We start from the raw sequence: 23,051 nt of genomic DNA on the forward strand, positions 1-23,051 counted from the left end.
ACTATCGCTGGCGGCTCGGCCTCGCCCCCGGAGAGACTAGGTACAACGACATCGAGGCAAGGCTCGCGACCTTCCCTTCCATAGGCGTACCCACCATCACCATGGAGGGCGACGCGAACGGCGCGCCACATCCCGAGCCTGCCGCCTATGCCGGGAAGTTCACGGGCAAATACCAGTTCCGGCTGATTACCGGCAGCATCGGCCACAACCTTCCGCAGGAGGCGCCGCAGCCCTTTGCACAGGCGATCCTCGATGTGGCGCAGCTGTAAAAGGAAGGGCCATGAAAAGCAGGAGGATCATCTTGCTGGGTTGCGTCGCTGCTGTTCTGGCGCCGGGGATGGCTCTCGGGTTGATCGCGCCTAAGGAAGCGTCCCAACCGAACGCGTCACCCAACTATGGTGTGACCATTCCCGATGGCTATCGGCGCTGGGCACTCGTGGCGCCGGCTCTGGAGGCGGCACCGATCAATGAACTGCGCGCCGTCGTTGCCAATGACACGGCCATCGACGCCTATCGATCCGGCCCGCTTCGCACCCTAGTTGGGCCTGATTTCCCCTTCGCCTTCGCCGCCCTCAACCCGAGGGTCGCACAAGTCTCGTCTTTCGAACGAGGAGCATTCAAACATGTCTAAGGTCTGGTTCGTTACCGGCAGCACACGTGGTATCGGCCATGCGATCGTCGAGGCAGCCCTGCGCGACAACTATCGCGTGGTCGCGACAGCCCGTAACCCCGACGCCCTGCACGATCTTGTGCATGCTTACGGTACATCCATCCTGCCGATCGCTCTCGATGTCACCGACCCGGCAGCGGCACAAATGGCCGTCGATGCGGCCCTCTCCGACTTCGGGCGCATCGACGTGGTTGTGAACAATGCCGGCTATGGCAATATCGGCTCGGTCGAAGACACGACGCTGGCCGATTTCCGGCAACAGATAGAGACAAATTTGTTTGGTACGATCATCGTCACCAAGGCGATGATCCCGATCCTGCGTCAGCAGCGATCTGGTCACATTATCCAGTTCTCTTCGGTTGGTGGGCGTATCGGTGCGCCGGGGCGGGCAGCCTATTCTGCCGCCAAATGGGGCGTCGAGGGCTTCTCGGAGGTGCTGGCGCGAGAAATGGCTCTGATTGGCGTCTCCGTCACCATCATAGAACCCGGCGGCTTCCGCACGGATTTCGCCGGCGCTTCTACGCGGATCAATCAAGGGCGCGAGGAGTATGGTGCCGTGGTCGGTGCGGCCGCCCGGATGCAGCGCGACTATGACGGTCAGCAACCGGGCGACCCCGCTCGCGCTGCTGCCGCCATACTTGCCCTTACGGCAACACGGGAGCCGCCGTTACGACTGGCCCTTGGCAGCGACGCCTATGCTGCGATCCTCAAAGCTGATCGCGAACGTTGTGACGCCATGCTGCGCTGGCGGGAACTGAGCCTGTCGACGGACTTTTTGGAAGACGATTGAACGCGTCCGTCATTCGCAGCGCACCCCAACATACGACGTAGAATCGGCGACGATCCGATGTCCTTTCGACACCTCGTTGGCCGACCGAAAAGTCGACAGCTGTCGGATGCCCTTTGGGTCAGCATCAGATGCGGCTTTCGCCAAAGGTCTTGCACCTGTCGCGAGGGTTGCCAGGTGACGAATAACAGGTGTTTTGCGCCGCTTCGTCGAGGCGCGCCACGACCTGGGCAAATCCAGCTGGGAAAGCAGCCGAAAAACCCTGCCGAATTGGGTGGTTTGGCGAAAACGCGCGCATGGGGTTTTCGGGCGATGCAGGCTGGCGACCGGCTGGTGTTGACCCATAGCGGCGCTTGGGAAGGTCCGGTTTTTGGCATCGATGAAAAGAACGCCCTTGCCTCGCAGGTAATCCAGCGCTCTCATACAACCACGAGTAAATCGGGGGAACTCGCTGATCACTGTTCCTCCGGCGGGGGGCGGCGTGCAAGAATCGGCCGGAGAGGAATGGGAAGATGACGAAGACGCCGCCGAGGCGTCCGACGACTTCGTTGCAGTTTCCAACGTCGCCGAGCCATCTGCCGACCTAGTCCGCCCCGATCTCATCGAGCGGGTCTTCAAATCACTCGCTGCTGACGCCGAACGGGGTGACGGACATCTCAAGCGCAGTGACATCAATCGCACCTATCTCCGCAAGCAGCTTTCCATCGCGGAATGCATCGAGGTCGAAGGTCATCTAGTGGGCGCAGGCTGCGCCATCGTCGAAGACGATGAGGACGTCCCTGTCGACGACGACGCAGCCGAGTACGCCGGCTCTAAGCGGAAGGTCCGTTATCTCACCCACGCCGAAGAGCGTGAACTGGGCCGCCGCATCCAGCTTGCAGCCCAGCTACCACACGATACGTCACGTCTGGACGCGGATTACGTCCGACGTGTTAAACGGGACGCGGAGATGGCTCGGGGCGCTTTCGTCGCGTCGAACCTCCGTTACGTGGAGATGCTTGCCCGACGTCGCGGTGAACACAGGTACATCGCGACCGATGACCTGAAGCAGGAGGGCGTGATCGGGCTCCTTCGGGCCGTTGAGCTCTACGATCCAGAGCGCGGGTTCCGGTTCAAGACCTACGCGACGTGGTGGATCGAGCAGCGCATGGAACGCGCCATCGCAGATGAGGACCGCATCGTCCGACTGCCGGTGCATCTGCATGAGAAGCTGGTCAAGATTCGGCGGGCTCGATCGAAGCTTACCTTCGCCAACGGCAGGCCGCCGACCGAGGACGAACTCGCTGATGCATTGGGGATCGAGCGTGAGCGTTTGATGAAGTTGCTGTGGCGCGTACAGGCGACGGAGGTCGCCGAGGGCGACTCGCTTATCGCAGAGGACGTCACTCTGCTATCGGTCGTGCCGGACCAAGGTCCGTCCCAGTTCGACATCCTCTCGCAACGCGAGCTGGAGGAACGATTCAAGGACCTGCTCTCCACCCTCACGCCGCGGGAGGAACGCATCCTACGGATGCGTTTCGGCGTCGGCCTGGATCATGATCGCACCCTTCAAAGCATCGGCGACGAATACAACGTGACGCGCGAACGGATTCGCCAGATTGAGGAAAAGGCTCTGCGTAAGCTGAAGCATCCAAGCAGGAGCCGACATCTCCGGGACTTCCTGGACACCTGAGATGGCCCGTTACGTCGGACTTGGGGAAGAAGAACCGTCAGAGGATTCCGAACGTCGGGTAGCAATCGCTCTCCGCCGGCTGCCGGACGATTGGATTGTACTTCATCACGTAAGCTGGCAGTCGCGGCGGGGCGGACGGCAGGGTGACGGCGAAGCCGACTTCGTGGTCCTCCACCCTAAGAGGGGTCTGCTCGTACTTGAGGTCAAGGGTGGGGGTATTGAAATCCATGAGGGCCGCTGGTCGTCAATCAATCGGCGCGGCGAGCGGAACGACATCAAGAACCCATACGAGCAGGCGACGGACTCGAAACACGCACTCCTGGGTTGGCTGAAGGAACGCGGTCTGGCTGGAAGGGTCCGAATCGGCCACGCGGTGGCGTTTCCCCACATGGCGGCTCTGCCGAACGTCGGCCCGGCGGGCCCTCCTGCAATCAGTTTCGCCAAGCCTGATCTAGATGCGATCGCTGCCACAATCGATAGGTGTTTTGAACACTGGAGCCTGGAGGCCAAGCTCGCGGTCCATGACGTGACGAAGCTCGTCGGTCTCCTCGCTCCAACCGTATCTGTCACTCCCAATCTCGCTGGGAAGCTCGCAGAGGCCGAGAAGGAACTGCTCCTGTTCACCGCCGATCAGGTGGAGGCATTCGCTGGTCTGCGGGCAAGCCGCGGCGGGCTCATCCTCGGTGGCGCCGGCACCGGCAAGACCATACTCGCCGTCGCCCGGGCGCAGCAGCTGGCGAAGGATGGCTTCCGCACCCTGTTGGTCTGCTACAACGAGCTGCTAGGCGCCGATTTGGCACGGCGAACCGCGTCCCCACCAGCGCTAACTGCCGGCACGTTCCATTCCATCTGTCTGGCCGAGGCTGCTAAGGCCCGTCTTCCTGTCCCGGCGCAGAGGAATGCAGGCTGGTGGGAACAGAAAGCGCCCGAACTATTGATTGAAGCCTGCGCCACGACCGATACGTCGTTCGACGCGGTTGTTGTGGACGAGGCGCAGGACTTCTCGCCGCTATGGCTGGATGCTCTGCGCTGCCTTATCGGCACAGACAAGGACGCTCCTTTCTTTGAGTTTGCGGACCCCCGACAGGACATCTGGGCGCGGGCGTGGTCGACAGATTCGCGGCATGCGTTCGTCTACGAGCTCACCCGGAACATGCGGAACACCCGGCCGATCGCCGAGCGCGTGGCCGCGACGATTGCTACGATCTGTAAGGACAGGGGCGTCATCGGACCTCAGCCGATCTGGCGGGTCACCAATGGTGCTCCACGGGAGTCCGACGTCATCGCATCGGTCGAGCGCCTGCTTGACGAAGGTCTGACACCGGTCAGCATCGTGGTGCTCTGCGAGGATGCGGCCTTGGCGAACCGGCTGCGCGAAAGGTCAATCGGCGCCTATTCCTTCGGGCGCTGGGGTAGCCGGGGCGTGCCGGTCGAAAGCATCTCCCGCTTCAAGGGACTGGATGCCGCCGCGGTCGTCCTCGCCCTTGCTGAGAACAAGGGGCCTGCCCACCAAGCGCAAGCCTATGTCGGTATCAGCCGGGCGCGGTCGCTGCTGGCGGTCGTCGGCTCCCAAGCGACGAGAAATGCGGTCAACTGGCCGTAGCCGTGATGTCGAAGTAGCCAGCGCCGCCCGCCAAGGCCTTGCGCGACAGGGCGGTGTTGAACATTCGGCACGAAGGCTCACCGAGGTGAAGGCACACCGCGCATGCCGCTCCGGTGTCTTCGCACCCCGGGTCCAGCGCACACCGGTGCTCGTCCTCGACTAGGCCGTTCAGAAGATGATGGAGCTCGGTCTCGAACAGGGCCTGCAAACCGCCCAGTACAAAATCACCCCGCGCCGCCGCATAGACAAAAAACGAAAGCGCAGTTGGCAGTACGAGTTCGGACAGTGAGCTACGCTCAATCCCGGCGAACACGGCAGCGCGCTTGATGAATGCGTGGGAATAGGAGTGAACCAGCTCGGTCACCCGGACGGTCATGTCCGTCGGCGCTTCCGGTGGCCCCATGGCCGAGACGATCGCAGAAGCAGCTGCCCGAGCGTCCCTAGCAGGGGCGATAGGTAGGCCAAGCTCGATTAGCCAAGCATGTACCTTCACCGGGTCTAGACGGAGGAACAAGGCCTCGGTCTGGGCGAGTTCACCATAGACCGTGTAGTCGCCATTCGGATCGCGATAGGTCCTTAGCCGCCCCTCACCGGCTGCCGAGGGACCGCGGGTGTAGCCGAACTGCGCAGTTAGAACAGGGAACCTATCGATGAGCTCGACGCGCCCCAAGCCTGCCCGCGCGAGCGATGAAGGGTACGCAGTCTCATACAACGACCGCACAGACGCAGTCTCTGCACGTCCAAGCAGGTCCGGGATCGTGATACGGCTCTCGAACGTGGCCAGCGCGATCTGTCGAGCTTCCCGTTCCGCCACGCCGCGGATCAACGTCGGAAGGGCTGGCCCAACCGCCTGAACGGCAGGCCCAGCGGGCATTGCGGCGACCATCGCGTCGATCGTCGCTGCGTCGAATCCACGTTCCTCAAGCAGCCGTCGGATCGACTCGGGGCTCTGCGCCGGCGCCGAGTCGGTCAATCGGCGTCCAGCCATCCCGGATAGCACCCACTCAAGGGCGCGTTCCCCGCCTCCTGCTTGCTCGATTTGGGTCAAGATCTCGCGCTTCGGGGGATTGATCATGCTGATGCCGCGCGGTTTGAAGACCGTGCCGGATCGGTGGACCGTAAACGACAGCGCCCCGCCCTGGTCGCAGTCGCACGCTGCGCCAAATCCACGATGGATCACGTCATTGCAGACGGGGCAGTAGAAGATCAGTTCCGCAGCCGAGGCTGTCCCTGGGAATCGGACCGCTCTCTGGCCGTGCCTCGGGCACTTCCGGACGTAGGGCGTCTTTATGGACCCACAGGCATCGTGATATCCGACGAACGGGAGCTGCCCCCTTCGGCGACGTGAACCGCATTCGCATCGGCCCATGGGATCATCGTGCAGGCGCTTGCAAGTCTGGCAGAGATAGAGACGCGGGAATGGTTCGCACCAGATGCCCTCGTCCTTGTTGAGCGATCGGACCCGGACGGGACGCTGCTGGTAGAGGTCATCGACAAAGCCGCCGTCCTGTGCGTTATCGCGCCAAGGCGACGCCGCTCGGATCAACTCCTCCCGGAGGGCACCCGTGTCGATCGTCGACTCTGCCTTAGGGTCGTTCCAGCGCTTGACTTTCCAGATGCCCCCATCTGCGTCAACCGTCTGCTCCGGCAGATGGCCGAAGAGAATCTGGGACGCACTGCGATATTCCCTCATCGTGTGCTGTCTCCCTTGACTGGCGCCTGTTCCTCAACATCCCGCAACGAGGTCATGGGCTGACCAGTCGGAGATAAGTCGGATGGGAACCGGGAGTCGGCCGGGGGCTCCCTCATATTGCGTTCGAACATCTCAAACCAGCGGTGCAACTGGTCGCAAATGAACTCGTCGTCCTCAGTCAAGCCGAGCTCCGCCGCGATCGCCGCCTCATCCTGCTGGAGGAGATCAGGCCTTTGCCGGACCACGTTGTTGAGCGCCTTGATAGTGGTGATCCGGTCTCCCGTGGCAGGCTCATGCACCAGCGTGATGCGGGCAAGCTCCAACCCCGAAATCGTCCTTTCGAGGACGCGGCGGCTTTTACGGGTGATGGGGATCGGTTCGACGAATCGATCTCCGTGCGACACGAATTGCGGAAAGGCACGATAGACGCTTGCGTCCCGCTCACGGGTCATCTTCGGCACAACGATCACCAAGGCCGGCCACCTGCGGCCGACACGCGCCGTCGCCTGGATGAACTCGGCGACGCCCAACGGAAAGGCCAACATGATCATCACGTTGAGCCGGTCGATATCGACGCCATGGGACATCATCGAGGAAGCGGCGATCAGGTGGAGGCGCTGATCAAAGTCTGCCTCGGGATGCTCAAGCCGGTCGAGAGTCTTACGGACGTCCTCGAAATCCGTCCGACCGGTCAGGGTCTCCACATTGGGCGGCGGCGTGAGCTCGGCGTACTGCGTCTCCGACGAGCGAACTACGGCGTCGATGTCCTGCAAGGTATTCCCGTAGACGACGTTGGTTCCGTACAAGTCGATCAGGAAGTCCGCGTAGCTGGGATCGACCCCAAGCTCGTCGAATAACTTATTGGGCTCATGCACCAGTCGGCGGATCGCCGATTGCAGCGTCACGATTAGACGGTCGACGACGAACTCCACGGTCAGACGGCGAGGAGCAAATGCCACGTATCGACGCATGAGCCTGTCCGAGTCCGCCGCCCAGAAGCCTGCGCCATCCGACGGCGGCAACTGCGGGAAGACTCGGGCTTCCCGGCGGTAAAGGACATCTACCTGCTTCAAGTACCCAGATAGTGTCGCCGAGGATGCCAGGATTTTCGGCTTCTGTCCGGACAACTCCTCCTGGATGCCGTCCATGGCGCACTCATAATGCGCATCGACGGCCCCAAGGCTGTCGCGCAAGAGGTGTAGCTCGTCCTGTAGGCGAAAGCTCGGCGGGAAGAGATCGGCCGCCATCGGCAACGCCGACGAAGCTGCCTTGCAATCCGGAACCAAGCAGCCAGTGGGGAACTCAGTCCGCTTGGCGTAGGTATAGCCGTGTCCCGGTCTTGAGCATTTGCCCATCGGCGCACCAACGAGGCCACGCATGCCTGTGTGACGGGAGATGTTGGCTGCCTTGTCGAGCGTACCGATGACGATGGTCGGGAGGAACCTCCAAATCTCATCGTCGACCACGTGGATCGGCAGTGCTTCGCCGGCCATAGGGCAACTGGCATTTCCGCACCGATGGTCCAGCCTCCAGAGTGCGCGATCGAAGCTGGTGGTGACGCTCCGCTCCCGGCAGAACGGACATGCATCCAGGAGCTTGAAGGGGTTCTCCATCTCCTCGATCTTGTCCGCGTCTTCGTTCGCCCGCTGGCTCTCCTTCTTGATGCGATTCGGCGTGGCGCCGCCGCCGACGAGGAAGCCGAGGGAGAACGGGTCGCCCGTGATCCCAACGTCGCGCCGGACCAACTCCGCGGCGGCTAGCGCATTGGCAAAACGCTGGGTCTGCTGGAGGGACAACATCCTGAGCGGGAAGCGGGACCAGGCTGTGACCCCGGAGAGCTTCCCTCGCATCCGATCCAGGAAGGCGGCGGTTAGCAGCAGTCCCAGATAGGTCTCGGTCTTTCCGCCGCCGGTGGCAAACCACACGATGTCGACAATGCCGCTTTCGTCGGCCCGGTCGACCAAGCAACGGAGATTCGCTAGGAGGAAGGCAAACTGGAACGGACGCCACTTCGTGTACCGCCCGCGTGCCGAAATCGCCATGGCGCGATTCATCAGACGGAAAGCTGTCCGAAGCTGCTCATCGGTCGCCAGTAGCCCAGCGCCTTCGCGGATGCGTTTGATCTCAGTCTCGAATTCACCCCGAGCTTTAGCGGCCTCGGCGCGCATCCCGTCGGACCACCCCTCTCCGGCAGCGCGTGCAGCCAATGCGCCTTCGCTCCAGACTCGGTCCCCCCAAGCACCGAAGATCCGCAGCAAATCTTGAGCGGTGGTCACCGGATCAGCGGCGAGCGCATCGAAGTCCATGCTCGGTTCTGGTTCGTCCGATGGCCAGAACTCTGGTCGGGCGCGGTCCTTGGCCGGGCCGTCACTCGTCCGGATGCGACCATCGTCATCAACGACGACGCCACAGTTGATGCCGTAGGCTTCCACGTCGCGGTTGAACCGGAAGCTGTCAGGCAGGGTCTCAAGTTCGAAGGGCATGCGGAGGAAACCTTCAACCGACAGCTCCGCTTCGAAGAACCGACCATCGGCCAGGTCTTCGTCCTCGGGGCTGGTGTTGACGAAGGTCACCTCCAGGGTGGGATAGCCGCCGCGATCTGAAACCCTCGTCCTGATCTCAGCGGAGAGCGATGGGACGCCCGCCGCTATGAAGGCGGTGTCGAAGATATCGGCGCCATGCACCTTGTCACCGACCACGTGCGGGGTGTTGAGGTCCAGCGAGACCTCGATGCGTTCGGACTTGTCCCAAGCCCAGCGAAAGCCGCTGCCCTCGTCAGCCCGGCGCCGGCGCCAGAGCACGAAGCCGATGTGGACGGTGAAGCGCCATGGCCCCGCGTCCGCCGGTCTCAGCCGCAGCCCGATTGCACATGGCTCAAGGCGGTCCTGTCGTTCATCAGCCAAGGTGACGAAGTCCTTGGGACCGAGGCGACCCAGCCAGAACCGGCCGGTGGGGTCGACGGGCGAGAAAGAGACTTCATCGCCTCGGGCTTCGACTTGGACCCGGTGCTCCAACCAGCGGACGAACCGCTCCGCGACCCGGTAGCGGACGGCTTCATCGTCAGCTGCTTCGATGAATTCGTGCACCATGTTCCGCCCCCGAGAACTGTCTAGCCGCGATTGATATCAGCTCTATAGGCGGGCCGGTCCAAGGAAATCGGCGAGCTTGACCTGCAGCCTCCCAATGTCCTTCAGCTCGCATTCCCAGACGATCAGGCTCTGCCATCCGGCCTCAGTAGCGTCTTCCTCTAGACGACGGTCGCGTTCTCGATTCCGGGCGAACTTCGCCGCCCAGAATTCCGTGCGCGTGGTCGGCATCCGAGCAGACGGACAGCCCTCATGAAAATGCCAGAAGCAGCCATGTACCTGGATGATCTTGCGCCGCCGAGTGAACGCCAGATCCGGGCGGCCGGGAACACCCTTCAATTGGACCCGGAAGCGGTATCCCAGGCCGTGAAGCATTCGACGAATGACCAGCTCTGGCTTGGTGTCCGACCGCCGGATACGTCCCATGAGCTTGCTGCGCTGCGCAGTGGTGATCCGGTCGGCCATTCCAACAGGCTACCACACGTCACGCCCCGAATGGTCTCAGTGCGACCGAGCAATAGCGGAACGGCCAGCCGTTGAGCGGACGCGTGCTCGGATCGTCGAATTCACGGTCGATCCGACAAGGAGACCCGCCGCAATCAAAGGCGCATTTCGCACAAGCTTGGCCAAGCCCACCAACGGCTTGTCGTCGCCGAACACCAAGCTTATCGCCGCATCGACAACCGCGGCCGCCACCATGGGCTCCGGTTGAAGCACTTCGATCAAGCGCGTCCCGGCCCTGTCAAGTTCGTCGAGCAGCATGAACGGACGGGTGCCGCCCACGCCTCTGTGGGTCCAGACCCGCTGCATGTTTTCGATATCTGCTTCGGTCACGTAGGTAGAAACGCCCGAAAGCACGGCTTCAACCTTCGGACGCAGACCCGTCGTGACCACCTTCAACAATCGGATGAGCAAGGCGCCGTCCATCGGCACCGCAATGATGTCCTTTGAGGTGCCGAAGTAGAAGTCAACGGCCCAATCGGCGGTGCTATCCACGATCCGGTTGCGTAGCTCAAACCTGACCCCACTCTTCAGCTGTAGGCTTTGGATCGCGAAGCGGAAGCTCCGGTGGGAAGGGTATGTGGAGCCTGGTTGATGCGGCGGTGTCAGAACCGGCATAGGCTTGGGTGCCGAAAGACGCTCGGAATGGCTAGAAAGCACCGGCAGCACCTCGGCCTCGGTGCCTTGGAAGACGTGGCCCATGAGGTAGCTGAAGGCGGGAGGGATCGCGTTCCCCACCATCCGCAGCTTCTGGCCATAGGTGGCCCCGTAGAACTGGAAAGTGATGGGGAACCCCTGCAGGCTGGCGCGCTCCCGAACGGTCAGCCGGCGCACGCTTTCCGGCTCCTCAGGGGGATTGATGACGATACTTTCCCGCGAGACGCGGGTGCAGGTGGCCGTGATGGTGCGGACCGCCCGTTCCATTGGATCGGGAAATGGCATGGCGTTGTAGACTACATGGGCCCTCTTGTTGGCGCGGTTTATCCGGAGTTCTTCCGGATTCAGCGGCATCTCGGGAACGTGGTCCACCAGCTGTGATTTGGGGAGAGAGACGCCGTATAGCGGATCGCGAACGGGGTCTTGGCTCAGTGCAGTGATTACGTCTCCGAGTGTGGAACGGTCCAGTCGGGGCACGTAGGCCTGCAGCAGATTCATGTCAAAGTTCCCTGCCACGCAGCGCTTCCGCCGTTGAGGGAGACCGAAGTCCTCCATGTTCAGGATGTGGGGCCGTATGCCCAAATGGGAAAATGCATGCAGCCGGCCGCCGTCCTTCATTTCCTTATCGATGATCGCTGCGACGCGTGGGACATTCTCCATCGCCCACATCCTCGGTTTCAGGTGATCAACGATCTTGAGGAAGGTGATGATGTCCTCAAGACCGTCCTCCAAGTCGCCATTGCCACCGCGGTTAGAAAACGAGAACTCCGTGCAGGGCGGGCTGCCAACCACAACGTCGATCCCCCCCGGTAGGTCGGCAAACGACAGGCGGCGGATATCCACCGTCTGCGCCTGGTGGTGGTTGTTCTTAAAATTGGTCTCGTTGGCTGGTCCCCAACGCTCGTAGGAAGCGACGACCTCGATCCCGGCAAGACGAAGTCCGAGTGACCAGCCACCGATCCCGGAATAAAGGTCGATAGCCTTCAGCGCGCGTTCGACGGACATTTTTCCCCCAGACCGGTAGATCAACCGTACTCGGGGAGGATTGCAAGATCCAGTCGGTTAAGGTCACACCTAATCCCGAAAACCGTCACCAGATCGGTGGTTATCCACGCATGCGCGCTCGAGCGGTCGCCGTCGTGCCCTTGGCTTGAGGTGAACGATCATAGGATCCATTTGGGCATGCCGCGCAGCGCCGCCACCCTGTGGCGCGGGCGCCGGCCTTCCTGAGGTCATCCAATGGAAGCTGTTGGCGCAATGGAGAGCTGACTGCTGGCGCCGACGATCGAGTGGTTGTCGGCGCCGCTGATCCTCAACCGAATTCTAACGTGTCCTCCCTTGGGCAGCTTCTCGGACCGGTAACGCTGGTGGACCGTTCTCAACTTAGCTGTGGAGGTCCGCAATCGGTACGGCTTGGAAGCGACGAGACTTGCTTCGTATTCACGTTCTGTTCTGTTACCTAAGAATGACGTCGCCGAATCCGCAGACTCGGAGCGGTCGAGTAAAGGGCAATAACGCCTAGGGCTGGTGGATGAATAAAGTTGGGGTGCCCAAAACCGGGTCAGTGTGGAGAACGTCCGCCATGCGGACGTCTACGCCTGCCAGGCTGCGATCGCTACTGATGGACAGCTCCGAGCCAGTGCTCCTTCTTGGCGCCGGCGCCTCTATCACTTCCGGCATCCCTGCTGCGGCCAAAACGGTCGAGAAGGTGGCGCGCTGGGCGTGGTGCAAGGAGAACGGCCGCCATCCGGATGACTTCACTATCCGCCGGTCCGACTATTGGCCGTGGCTCACCGCCCAGCCTTGGTACAGGCCGGAGCTCTCCCCTGCCGATCTCTACCCCGACGCTATCGACAACCTGTTAGGAGTGAAGAGCGATCGTCGAGAGTTCTTCGAAAAGCTAATTAACCCACCAGAGGTACCGCCTTCACGGGGGTACGTCGCCCTGACGCAAATCTTGCATCAGGGTTGGATTTCGACCGTCTTGACTACCAACTTCGATCGGTGCCTCGAACGGGCAGCGATCCAACAGAATCGGCCCCACCGGCTAGTCAGCATTAGCACGCCTGCGGACTACGTAATGTTCAATTCTGCGCCGCACGATCCACAGCTCGTATTTTTGCATGGATCGGTGAAGCACTACACAGATAAGAACCTGACCGACGAGGTGCAATCGCTAGACCCGCTTTTGGTCGAACGCCTGCGGCCGTTGCTTCGCGACCATCCTGTCATCACGGTTGGCTATCGGGGTGCCGAGGCGTCCGTCATGAACGATCTGTTCCTAGCTCAGGCCAAGGCGGGCAGCTTCCTGCACGGCGTCTATTGGTGCGTCCTTGAGAACGACTTGGCCGGCCCTCACTCGCCTTCGGTCGAGCAGCTTGCGGCCACGATCGGCTCCAACTTCCAGCTCGTGCCGATCCGGGGTTTCGATGACTTGTTCGAAAAGGATCTGCTGGCCAGCATGATTGCCGCCGGGGCGAGGCCTACGCGTCGGCCTTCCGGCCACAGCGTCGGCGGCATGCCTGCGGACATGCGGCCGCTCGACGGCCTCGACCTGTCCGGGTTCGAGCAGCCGCTGCTGCAGGCGCGCTTGCGGCAATATGCGGACCGGACTGATCTCTGGAGGCCGGGGGACATCGATGCCGCCTGGGTAGAGGAGATGACCGACCGGCTCGACCTAGTGCGGCCGGTTGGTGGGAGTGTCACCCCGACGCTCGCGGGTTGGCTGCTGTTCTCGCGCAACCCTTCCGTCGAATTCCCTCAGGCCCGAGTCGAGTTCTGCGCGATGGGCCCTGGCCACTGGCTGCGGGGCCGCTTCGGCGAGGACGTTGAACTGGAGCCGACGGCTCGCGACGACGAGTTCACCGTCCGGAGGACCATCACCGGCAACCTTTGGAGCCAACTCGACGATCTGATCGACCTTCTGGCGCTGGTGAACTTCCAGTTCAGGCTCAAGGCCGAAGTGTCGCGCACGGTGAACGCGTACAACGCCATTGCCATCAAGGAGATGCTCGTCAATGCGATCGTGCACCGCGATTACGACCGAGACGAGGCCGTCCAGGTCGTCGTCGAACCCAAGTCGATCACTGTCATCAGCCCCGGCGGCCTCATAGAGGAGATCGCGGTCCAGGTCGCGGGACAATCCTTCCAGGACGCGATCGCGGAGCGGACCAGCCCGATCAAGGGCTATCGAAACCCCGCCATATCGGACCTCTTCTACGGCGGCGGCCAAATGGACCGTCGGGGATCAGGCCTCTCCGACATGGTCCTTGCAACCGTGAACAACAACGGGTCAGTCAGCTTCGGGCCATCGGCCGACAACACCCGATTCACGGTCACCCTCGAGGCGCGGCCGGAAGCTGTCGACGAGATCACTAATACTGCGCTGCCGATGGCCGAGGAGACCGTCCGCTATTCCTCCAACCTGATCGCGATCGAGAGCATGCCGGCGAAGGTCTGGCACGCCGCCACCAGCGCCGGTTCCAACCGTAGCTTCTATCGCGCCGCGGAGGGTCTGGCGGTTCCGCCGGGCCATGTGAGCGACGGCCGCTTCTACTCCCTCTATGACTTGGAAGAGCTCGCTGAGGTGATGGTCACGCCGTTCGACCCCGGCGAGATCGAGGCGTTGGACTTCAATGAGCTCATCGAAATGCCTGGGGGCGAATCCGTCGCCTTGAAGCTGCTTCATGAGCTGCTGTTCGAGCACCTGAAGACCAAGGGTCTACAGATTGAGTACGACCGGCGACGCGCCTACTTCGCGAGGGGCGACGAGCCGGAGCTGAAGGTCAGCTATCAGGGACGCCTACGCAAAGCGACCCGGACCGTGGTCAAGGCGCGCACGAAGCGCGATTCCGACGACATCGTCTACTACGAGCACAAGGCAGTCAGCTTCTCGGTCCTGCGCTTCGGCAGCGACTGGGCGGTCGTTCTGACGCCCGGATACGCTTTCACCCGGGACGGCCTGCGCAACCCGATTAGCCGGGAGCGGACCAACGCGCTCTCCACCCGGCGCGCGGCGCGCGATTTCAATCCAAGTGTTCTCCAGGACGTGTCGTTCTGGCTCGCGATCCTGTCCGGCGAGGCCGAGGGCCTGTTCGCCCTCGAGCATCGCCCCGACAACGACCTCGCGCGGTTCGCCCCGTCCGTGCTCCTCTCGCATCGCATGCCGACGATCTCGTTCAACGTGTCGGCCTTCAACGAGCTGGCCCAGCGCGACACGGAGATCGACGAGGACCTCCAGAGGCTCGACGACGAGCTGGAAGCGCTCGCGCTCGAGCCCGACGAAGAGGACGGAGGGGGCTTGGGCCGGGACGGGGATGATCCCGGCGAAGGTGAGCCCGACGATGTCGATTGAGCTGGCCATCGTTGAACTGTCTCCGCCGCGGCTTCAATTCGGCGGCGCGAGCACGCACACCGATCCCAAGGTCGGGCTCCTCTCCGCGGGTCCTTTCGACCTGCGCTTCGGGTCGGCCCGGAAGGACCATGTCCATGTCGGGATCATCGGCCCAGCCGAGCAGGTGGGAGCGGCGCGGCGCTGGCTGGAGCGCTGCAGTCGGGAGGTCCCGATCCTAGGTGAACTCAGCCTGCTCAAGAAGCCTTTTCCCGGCTTCGAGGAGGCTTTTCATAAGAAGCTGGTGGCTCCCGACACGTCCTCGATCGCGCTCAACTCGGAGAACCACGACGAACTCGCTCGAGCCTTGCAGGGGGACGCCTACCAGGCTTTTCAGCGCGTGGTCGATCTCTACGCCGAAGCGCATTCGCGCCTGGCGTCGCGCGACCTGAACCGTCCCGACATCGTGCTGATGTGCATTCCCGACGATGTCTTCAGCAAGGTCAGCTCCGTCGAGCGCAAGGCGACCGAAATAGAGCGTAAGCGCGCCAAGGAAATCCGGCGCGCTCGCCCGAGTGGTCAGCTAGACCTGTTCGACACCCTTGATGAGGTCGAGCAGACGCCCGAGGACTTCCTGAAGCGGGACCTCAGGCTGGCGCTCAAGGCGCGCGCGCTACGGAGCCGATTGCCGATCCAGCTGGTCACGGACGCCCTACTCAGCGACAATGTGAAGAATCAGGATCCGGCGACCCGTGCCTGGAACTTCGCGGTCGGCCTCTACTACAAGGCCGGGGGCGTGCCATGGCGGCTGCCACCGACGGGACCGGACACATGCTTTGTTGGCATCAGCTTCCATCACTTCCGAACGACGCAGCGCGCCATCGTCCGTTCCAGCCTGGCTCAAGCCTTCTCGAGCGACGGTGAAGGGTTCGCCATCCGCGGAGACGGCGTTCCTGTGGAACCCGAACAGGGCCGGAACGTGCACCTCTCCGAGCAACAGGCGTTCGAGCTCGCCCAGAACGTTCTCGCCGAATACGAGCTGAGAACAGGTGGAGCGCCGCTCCGGGTCGTGCTGCACAAAACTTCCTACTTCGATGTTGCCGAGCAGGCGGGCTTCGCGGCGGCGCTCAAGGACACACCCATCGTGTCGATGGTCACCTTGGTGCCCAGCCTTTTCCGGCTCCTGCGGTACGGCCCTTATCCGCCGAAGGTAGGGACGGTCTGCACGGTCAACAGCGACCGATCCTACCTTTTCACCTCCGGCTTCATGCCGGAACTCGGCACCTACCCGGGCCCGCATGTGCCTCAGCCGTTCGAGGTGCGCTGTCTCGGTGCAGAGAGCGCCGTCGCCGCCGCGCAAGATGTTCTGAACCTCACTCGGATGAATTGGAACACGGCGGATATCCGGGGGAAATGGCCGGTGTCCTTGTCCTTCGCCCGGCGGGTCGGCGGTATCCTTGACGAGTATGGTGACGACGATCTCACCGAAACTTCGTTCCGTTATTTTGTCTAATGATAGTAACGCTTCGCTGTTCCGGGATGCGACCGAAGATGACCCTAAACTCAGACTTACCGTTGAGCTCGATGGGCTGGTTGACGTTGCTAATCGAGTATTAAAATTCGTTCTGGCCCACTGAGAGGACCAGAGCATCAAGCGCAGTCGCTTTTCAGAAGAGCAGATTATCGGCTCCTGAAGGAGCATAAGGCCATCGTACCGGTCGCGGAGCAGTGCCGGAAACGTGGCGTCAGCGATGCCAGCACCTACAAGTGGAAGACACGGTTTGACGGCCTGGACGTGTAGGAGGACAAGCGGTCGAGATCTTCATGTCCAAGTGGACATGGAACCGCCGTCCGAGGCGTACACTTCAGCTCGCATGACGGTCGGGGGACTCAATGCCACTTCAACTGCATTACATCGATGAGATTATCGCCGCCCGGAAAGCCCTTCACGGCGGTGGCAGGGGCGCGCCCAGGTTGCTGGCGTCGAACGCAGGAAGCCAACAGGCCGAGCGCGTTGGGGCGGCGCTCAATCGAAGTTGCATCGTCCTCTTGAGCGCGGTTCTCCAAAGCTTCGTTGAGGACGTCTTCAAGGCTGAGGCCAGGCATAGATACCAGCGTCTCAATACCGACCCGCTGTTCGAGACGTACTGGAAGCAGATGAAGATGTGGGGAAACCCAAGTGATGAGAATGTGACCGCTCTCTTCCTCCGGATCGGCATTCCCGACGTCTTCGCTGGTCTCTCATGGCAGCGTACGCCAACTGCGGCAATCAAGAAGAAGCTGCGGCACCTGAACCAGATCCGGAACGGCATCGCCCATGGGAACGCGCATCTGCGCGTCGATAACGCGAACTACTCGTTGACGATGGCCAAGATTGAGAACTTCAGGAATTTTGCGGAGGCTTTCGGGGACCGATTCGAGGCGCACGTGCAAGGGTTCCGCTAAACGGTTGCCCTTGTCTTCGTGGCCGCGAAAGAGTGTCCGCTTTCCGCTTCGAAGCCAATGTCAGTTCCTGGCGCTGGCATCCCGCCGACCTCTTCGCGGCCGGCTCTTATGGCATTAGCCTAATTGGGGCTGCTCCTCGGAAGGAGGATGCCATGCACGTCAATCAAGAGATCCACTCACAGCACGAGCCTTGGAACGCCGGCCGGATCGTCGGAGCCAAGCCTCCCCTGAAGCCCAAGCACATATGGGCCCTGCGCACGCGGCTGCAAATTGCCAACCGGGTGCGCGATCTCGCTATGTTCAACCTTGCCATCGACAGCAAGCTGCGTGGCTGCGATCTGGTCACACTGAAAGTCGGCGACGTATTCTCCGGCAGCGGCATTCGCGCGAGATCAGTGGTCGTCCAGCACAAGACCGGCCAGCCGGTCCCCTTCGAGATCACCGAACCGACGAAGGACGCTCTCGCTGCGTGGCTCGCAATCCGGCGCGCAAAGGGAAGCGATTGGCTTTGGCCAAGCCGCAGCCATAGTGGAGGACACGTCACAACTCGGCAGTATGGGCGACTCGTCGACCAATGGGTCAGCCTGATCGGCCTCAACCCGGCGGATTACGGGACGCACAGCCTGCGGCGAACAAAAGTCTCCATCCTTTACAAGCGGACCGGAAATCTGCGTGCCTGCCAGCTCCTGCTCGGTCACACCAAGCTCGAAAGCACCGTGCGGTATCTCGGGATCGAAGTGGATGACGCCTTGAGCCTATCTGAGCAAACGGAGATTTGAGGTTCGGCACATCAGCGACGCTTGCCGTGGCACCCAAGCTAATCCTCGGAGTATTGGGCCGCATTGCTCCCGGAATCATGGTTTGCAGGCTGCTCCCGGCAGATTCAGATGGTAGCGCGTATATCGGCGCTCGCCGGTTCGCGTCAGGGCGCCTTTCTCGACCAGATCGTGCAGGTCACGCGTGGCGGTCGGACGAGAAGTGCCGGTGATCGCGATGTAGTTCTCCGCGCTCAGGCCACCCGTGAATTCGCCGGGGCCTTCACGGAATAGCCGGGCGATCACCTTCTCCTGGCGGTCGTTCATTTTGTCGCGGAAGCGATCGTAAAAGTGCGTCTTGGTGATGTGGAAGGCGACGCGGCCCAGTGTCGTCCGCTGGGCTGTGATGATCGTCTCGGCGAAGTAGGTCAGCCAACCGGTGATATCGAGTGTCCGCTGGTGGACCTCGAGCTGTTCATAATAGGCCTTGCGGTGCTGCTCGATGGTATGGGCGAGTGCGATCAGCGTCGGTTGTCCGATGTTCTGCGCGAGGGACTTTTCCGCGACGGCGCGACCAATCCGGCCATTGCCATCCTCGAAGGGGTGGATGCTCTCGAAATAGAGATGTCCAATCCCGGCACGGGTTAGGGCGGGCAGCGGCGTGCCACCGTTCGGTGCCGAGCCGTTGAACCAAGCGAGATAGGCGGTCATCTCCCCGGGAACCCGAAAGGATGGCGGGGCCTCAAAATGCACCGTGGGCCGATCGTAACGGCCGGACACGATCTGCATCGCGTCTTCGTGACGGCGGTAACCGCCAATCGTCTCCAGATGCTGGCTGTCAGCCATGAGCATGCGATGCCAGCGGAACAGGGTATCGTCTTCCAGCGGATCCGCCCAACTCCGGTACAGATCGGCCATCATCTCCGCGATACCGCGCTCCTTCGGCTTCACGGTGCGATTGTCGGTGTCGAGGCCGAATTGCCGGCGCAGCGAGGATTGCACGCTCAGGCGATCCAGGGCCTCGCCCTCGATCGCGCTGGTCTTGACCGCCTCGTCACTGAGAAGTTCGATCCGCAGCAGGTCGCGGTCATCGTCGCCCACATGCCGGACCGCGCCGATCACCTCACCGGAGAGCAGCAGGAAGTGCCGCTCCAGCGACTCAAGGGCGGCTGGATCATAGGTAAAGTGCGGCCAATGGGGCTGCGTCCAATTCCATGCCATGAGCGATAGAGACCTCCTCTATAGCTCATATATTAGCAGATATATAATTTATAGAAAGCCGTCCTATCGCTCACATGGCCCACGGGGCCGAAGTGCATTGTGGAACGAAGGGCGCAGCTTTCTCCTCCTTGGCGCCGAAAACTCAATATGATGACGCGGATCAAGGATGGGACATGGGATTCGGCGTCTTCATTCACCGCTCGGACTCGATCTACGATGACAGTCCGGCGGAGCGATATCAGTTTCCACCACAGTATCTCGGGCGGGTCGAGGCCTGTGTCGGCGACTGGATCGTTTATTACGAGCCACGGAAGATCACGGAGACACGCGGCTATTTCGCGATCGCCAAGGTTGAACGTGTGGTGCCCGATCCGACGGCGCCCGGCATGTATCTGGCGCTGATCAAGCCCGGCAGCTATCTCGATTTCGTCCATCCGGTGCCGTTCAGCGATGCGGATGGTGTCATCGAGCGTGGCGTGCTGAATGAAGAGGGGCGGATTTCAGGTCGCGCACAGGCCGCCGTGCGCTCGCTCTCGCCGGACGATTTCGATCGCATCATCCGGCTCGGGCTGGATGACAGCGAACCGTTGCTTCCGCGCGTCGACGATGACGCGCCCATTGCCGGCTTTCATGAAGAGCAGGCACCGTTCGTATTCGAGCAGAACCGGGAACGCATCAGCACTCTGTCATCGCGGATCGTGCGGGATCGGATCTTCCGGCGGGTGGTGCTGCGCGCCTATGACCAGCGCTGTGCGATCAGCGGGCTTAAGCTGATCAATGGCGGAGGACGGGCCGAGGTGGCCGCGGCCCATATCCGACCGGTGGAAGCGAACGGACCCGACATCATCAGCAACGGCCTGGCATTGTCGGGCACCGCGCACTGGATGTTCGATCGCGGTCTGATCAGCCTCTCGGATAATCTGGAGATCCTCATCTCCCGGCAGGTCAACGACCCGGATGGTGTGCGGGCCTTCATCAACCGGAGCGGCCGCGCCATCGCGCCGAAAAAGACGTTCGAGCGGCCGCATCCGCATTTCCTGCAATGGCACCGGGAACACTGTTTCAAGCAGTGAAGCGATACTGCTACGCCGCCTCCCAGACGCGGTTCAGGATCTGTGCGGCGAGCGCCGCCTTGTCCTGCGGCAGGAAGCGCCCATAGTGCTTGGCCACCATGTCGGGCGTGTCCTGGATCGCATAGCTCGCCTGCTCGTAGGAGCCGGTCTGCTTCAGGATATGGGTGGCGAGCACGTCGCGGACATTGTGCGGTCCATGGGGCAATAGCCCCTTGATTGCGCCGCGATCCGTATAGGGATTGTCGATACCGTAGCGCTGGATTGCGAGCCGCCACGCCTCATAGAAGGTGTTCTGGTCGTACGCGGCGTCCTTGCTGGTCAGTTTTACCGTCTTTACGAACAGCGTGCCGGGATCGGCGGCATTCTTAAGCAGTGCTCTCCGGTGCCGGTCGATATAGGCGTCGAGATAGTGGTAGAGACCGCCCAAGTCCGGCAGGATCAGCCGGAACGGCTTGCTGCCGAAGAAGGACGAATTCGCGTTCTTGAACGCGACGGAGGGGATGAACACTTCCCAGCCTCGATCGCGTTCGCTCCAGCGCAACTCGCCGCGCTTCAGTTCCGTGAGCCGACGTTCCGAGCTCGGAATGTGTCCGCGCGGGCAGACGAGGAGCTGGCGCAGGTTCTTCTGGCGCAGCCCGAGATGCAGGCCGAGCCGGAGCATCAGGAAGGCTCGCACCGCCTCGGCCGCGGCGCGGGGGTAGCGCTTCTCGTCCGGCATCAGCCGCAGGATCTCCTCGGTGATCTTGCGGTACTCACCAACGGGACTGTCGGCTTCCAGCACGACCATGACCGGCTCGAAGGGATCGCGATGGATGCGCGCGACACGTTGGACTTCCTTGGCGCGGGCAAGTCCATGCTTGTGCATCTGCTCGCAGGCGCCGGCCCAGTCGGCGCGGATTGCGGCGATGTCGCACTCGGTGATGAGATTGGGAATGGGCTTGATCCGATCAGCGAGTTGCGAGCTCTGGCGCAGCCACCCGGTGTCGACCCGCGTCAGTGCGATGGCGATGCGCAGCATGTCGACTTCCCATGCGGTGTAGAAGCCACGCCGACGTTCGCGCCATTGGATGTACCAGTCCCAGACGATCGGAAAGACGAGAAGACCGACGGTCAGGCTTTCCAGTGGCACGCCGAAACCGTGCACGGCCCCGCTCGGCGCTGCCGCCAGGGCGCCGAACATCAGGCCGAGATGCTCGACCTTCTGCGAGGCGGTCTCCTCGCCCCAGACGCCGTTGCGCTGATAGCCGAAGGCTGTCAGCGTCGCCGTCTTGAAGCGGACAAGGTCCGCCATCTCCTCGGAAAGCTGGGCCGGTGCATCCACGGCCGCGACCGCAAGCTCGGGATCGGGCAGGCTACCATCCTCTTCCCGGCAGAAGCGATAGAGCCCGCGCGGACGCGTGGATTCGCCGAGCAGGCCGGGAAAGCGCACTGCGTAGCGCTGTCTCATCGCGGCAGCCTGGAACCGACGATATTCCGTCGAGCCGGAAATCACTACGCGCTGCACCCATTCGAGAATTTCTTCCCGTTCCTTCAATGGACGGCGATCGAAGTCGAAGGGCAGATGCCAGGCGAGGCGCCGCCGTTCGGCACGGGTGATGCCGGCAATGGTGCCGGCCGAGGTGCAGCGGTCAGTCATCGGTAGTTTCTGCCTGAAGTAGCCGAGTGGCAGGCGATAGCGCCGCTCGATGAATTCCAGCGCCGCAAGGCTACGGGCTGCGCGCGGCACCTTCACGCCGCGCCGCCACATGTTGAGGGTCGTCTCGTCGACCTGACTGGCGCCGTTCGCCAGGACGCGTGCGAGATGCTTCGAACTATCGCCGTGTCGGCGCATGTGAAGCTCCAAGGCATCGGTGAAGGTTGCGGGATTCTCCCACAGCTTGCCGTCGCTCTCTGGAAAATCCACGATGGGCTTGGGGCGGACACCGGGCTTGCGGCGCGGCGGAGCGGACGTCTCCGGTCGCGGATTGGAATCTGCCGACTCTGCAGGGGTATGGCGCGCAGTCGCACGAGGTATCCGGCGAGATGCGGCGCGGCTCGCCTTCCTCGGGTGGAGTCCTCCATTCTGGCGAACGTCCCGCGTCAGAGCATCGAGGCCGGGCGAGAGGACACGCGTGGCGCGTTTGAGGTCGGCATGATCGACGCCGCAGGCATTCGAGATGGCGAGCCAGTCGTAGTCGTGCCCGGCCTTTGGCGGAGACATCCGGGCGACGAGCAGCCCGAGAAGCCAGTTCTGGAACAACGCTGCATCGCGCGGCGACAGAATGGTGGTGACGCGCTGCTGGCAGAATTTCTCCAGCATGCGCGCGAAGGTCAGTCGAGGCATGTTTGATCAGAAGAACGCAATGGTGAGGAGGCGAATCGCCTCGGATCGGGCAGCATTTCTCGGCAATGGAGATCGCTCGCGAAAGCCCTTCAAGCCGTTGATCCACTGATCGATTAAGCGAATTGCGATGTCGGCCCGCTGCGTGATCGGAGCGTTGACGAACGCGCGGTCACGCTCAACTACATCTGCCTACAACGTCCGGTTTCGGACATCTCATCAACGTCAGCTCCCGCCA

At 62.2% G+C, this 23,051-nt stretch carries 16 protein-coding genes and 2 pseudogenes; 11 read left to right on the forward strand and 7 right to left on the reverse strand.

All coding sequences use genetic code 11. The features are described from left to right. The 3 genes and pseudogenes from NVS89_RS10760 to NVS89_RS10770 form a co-directional block, all read left to right on the forward strand. Positions 1-269: pseudogene (locus tag NVS89_RS10760) on the forward strand (alpha/beta hydrolase); the annotation flags it as partial. A gap of 11 nt (positions 270-280) precedes the next feature. Continuing rightward, a complete protein-coding gene (locus NVS89_RS10765) occupies positions 281-631 on the forward strand; it encodes a cytochrome P460 family protein (RefSeq protein ID WP_258732734.1) in 351 nt (116 codons plus the stop codon). Next, a complete protein-coding gene (locus tag NVS89_RS10770) occupies positions 624-1,460 on the forward strand; it encodes an SDR family NAD(P)-dependent oxidoreductase (RefSeq protein ID WP_258732735.1) in 837 nt (278 codons plus the stop codon). The genes NVS89_RS10765 and NVS89_RS10770 overlap by 8 nt, the downstream gene beginning before the upstream one ends. 9 nt (positions 1,461-1,469) lie before the next feature. On the opposite strand, the gene NVS89_RS10775 is transcribed toward NVS89_RS10770, so the two are convergent. Beyond that, positions 1,470-1,916 (reverse strand): hypothetical protein, encoded by a 447-nt coding sequence (locus tag NVS89_RS10775; protein ID WP_258732736.1) that lies wholly within the window; start codon positions 1,914-1,916, stop codon positions 1,470-1,472. A gap of 22 nt (positions 1,917-1,938) precedes the next feature. Here NVS89_RS10775 and NVS89_RS10780 point away from each other — a divergent pair, with 22 nt between their 5' ends. Further along, positions 1,939-3,129 carry a sigma-70 family RNA polymerase sigma factor gene (locus NVS89_RS10780; protein WP_258732737.1) on the forward strand — a complete coding sequence of 397 codons (1,191 nt, stop codon included), beginning with the start codon at positions 1,939-1,941 and terminating at the stop codon, positions 3,127-3,129. A gap of 1 nt (position 3,130) precedes the next feature. Next, positions 3,131-4,732, forward strand: coding sequence for a nuclease-related domain-containing DEAD/DEAH box helicase (locus tag NVS89_RS10785; protein ID WP_258732738.1), 1,602 nt, complete (start codon positions 3,131-3,133; stop codon positions 4,730-4,732). On the opposite strand, the gene NVS89_RS10790 is transcribed toward NVS89_RS10785, so the two are convergent. Genes NVS89_RS10790 through NVS89_RS10805 form a run of 4 tightly spaced genes read right to left on the reverse strand, consistent with a single transcriptional unit; the run spans position 4,719 to position 11,674 of the window. After that, positions 4,719-6,425, reverse strand: a complete 1,707-nt coding sequence (locus NVS89_RS10790; protein WP_258732739.1) for a DUF8724 domain-containing protein — start codon at positions 6,423-6,425, stop codon at positions 4,719-4,721. The two genes, NVS89_RS10785 and NVS89_RS10790, sit on opposite strands and share 14 nt — an antisense overlap. Then, entirely contained in the window at positions 6,422-9,514 is a 3,093-nt protein-coding gene (locus NVS89_RS10795; protein ID WP_258732740.1) for a helicase C-terminal domain-containing protein, read from the reverse strand. Before NVS89_RS10795 ends, NVS89_RS10790 begins: the two co-directional genes overlap by 4 nt. Before the next feature lie 42 nt (positions 9,515-9,556). Next, positions 9,557-9,976 (reverse strand): very short patch repair endonuclease, encoded by a 420-nt coding sequence (locus tag NVS89_RS10800; protein ID WP_258732741.1) that lies wholly within the window; start codon positions 9,974-9,976, stop codon positions 9,557-9,559. Positions 9,977-10,012: 36 nt separating this feature from the next. Beyond that, positions 10,013-11,674, reverse strand: a complete 1,662-nt coding sequence (locus NVS89_RS10805; protein ID WP_258732743.1) for a DNA cytosine methyltransferase — start codon at positions 11,672-11,674, stop codon at positions 10,013-10,015. A 616-nt stretch (positions 11,675-12,290) separates the two neighbouring features. Between NVS89_RS10805 and NVS89_RS10810 the strand changes: the two genes are divergently transcribed. The 5 genes and pseudogenes from NVS89_RS10810 (at position 12,291) to NVS89_RS10830 (ending at position 18,223) form a co-directional block, all read left to right on the forward strand. Next, positions 12,291-15,023, forward strand: a complete 2,733-nt coding sequence (locus tag NVS89_RS10810; RefSeq protein ID WP_258732745.1) for an SIR2 family protein — start codon at positions 12,291-12,293, stop codon at positions 15,021-15,023. Continuing rightward, the gene (locus NVS89_RS10815; protein ID WP_258732747.1) at positions 15,013-16,512 is read left to right on the forward strand and encodes an argonaute/piwi family protein; all 1,500 of its coding nucleotides are present in this window, start codon (positions 15,013-15,015) and stop codon (positions 16,510-16,512) included. The genes NVS89_RS10810 and NVS89_RS10815 overlap by 11 nt, the downstream gene beginning before the upstream one ends. 136 nt (positions 16,513-16,648) lie before the next feature. After that, positions 16,649-16,797, forward strand: a pseudogene (locus NVS89_RS10820) (transposase); the annotation flags it as partial. 95 nt (positions 16,798-16,892) lie between these two features. After that, the gene (locus NVS89_RS10825; RefSeq protein ID WP_258732748.1) at positions 16,893-17,444 is read left to right on the forward strand and encodes a HEPN domain-containing protein; all 552 of its coding nucleotides are present in this window, start codon (positions 16,893-16,895) and stop codon (positions 17,442-17,444) included. Between the two features lie 152 nt (positions 17,445-17,596). Beyond that, positions 17,597-18,223 carry a tyrosine-type recombinase/integrase gene (locus tag NVS89_RS10830; RefSeq protein ID WP_258732750.1) on the forward strand — a complete coding sequence of 209 codons (627 nt, stop codon included), beginning with the start codon at positions 17,597-17,599 and terminating at the stop codon, positions 18,221-18,223. Between the two features lie 75 nt (positions 18,224-18,298). Here the strand turns inward: NVS89_RS10830 and NVS89_RS10835 are convergent, their stop codons facing one another. Further along, entirely contained in the window at positions 18,299-19,420 is a 1,122-nt protein-coding gene (locus tag NVS89_RS10835; protein WP_258732751.1) for a Fic family protein, read from the reverse strand. A gap of 173 nt (positions 19,421-19,593) precedes the next feature. Here NVS89_RS10835 and NVS89_RS10840 point away from each other — a divergent pair, with 173 nt between their 5' ends. Then, positions 19,594-20,493 (forward strand): HNH endonuclease, encoded by a 900-nt coding sequence (locus NVS89_RS10840; protein ID WP_258732752.1) that lies wholly within the window; start codon positions 19,594-19,596, stop codon positions 20,491-20,493. Positions 20,494-20,503: 10 nt separating this feature from the next. Here the strand turns inward: NVS89_RS10840 and NVS89_RS10845 are convergent, their stop codons facing one another. Then, positions 20,504-22,816 carry a hypothetical protein gene (locus tag NVS89_RS10845; protein WP_258732753.1) on the reverse strand — a complete coding sequence of 771 codons (2,313 nt, stop codon included), beginning with the start codon at positions 22,814-22,816 and terminating at the stop codon, positions 20,504-20,506. Between the last annotated feature and the right edge of the window lie 235 nt (positions 22,817-23,051).

The sequence above is a fragment of the Ancylobacter mangrovi genome (genome assembly GCF_024752355.1).
Classification (GTDB): Bacteria; Pseudomonadota; Alphaproteobacteria; order Rhizobiales; family Xanthobacteraceae; genus Ancylobacter; species Ancylobacter mangrovi.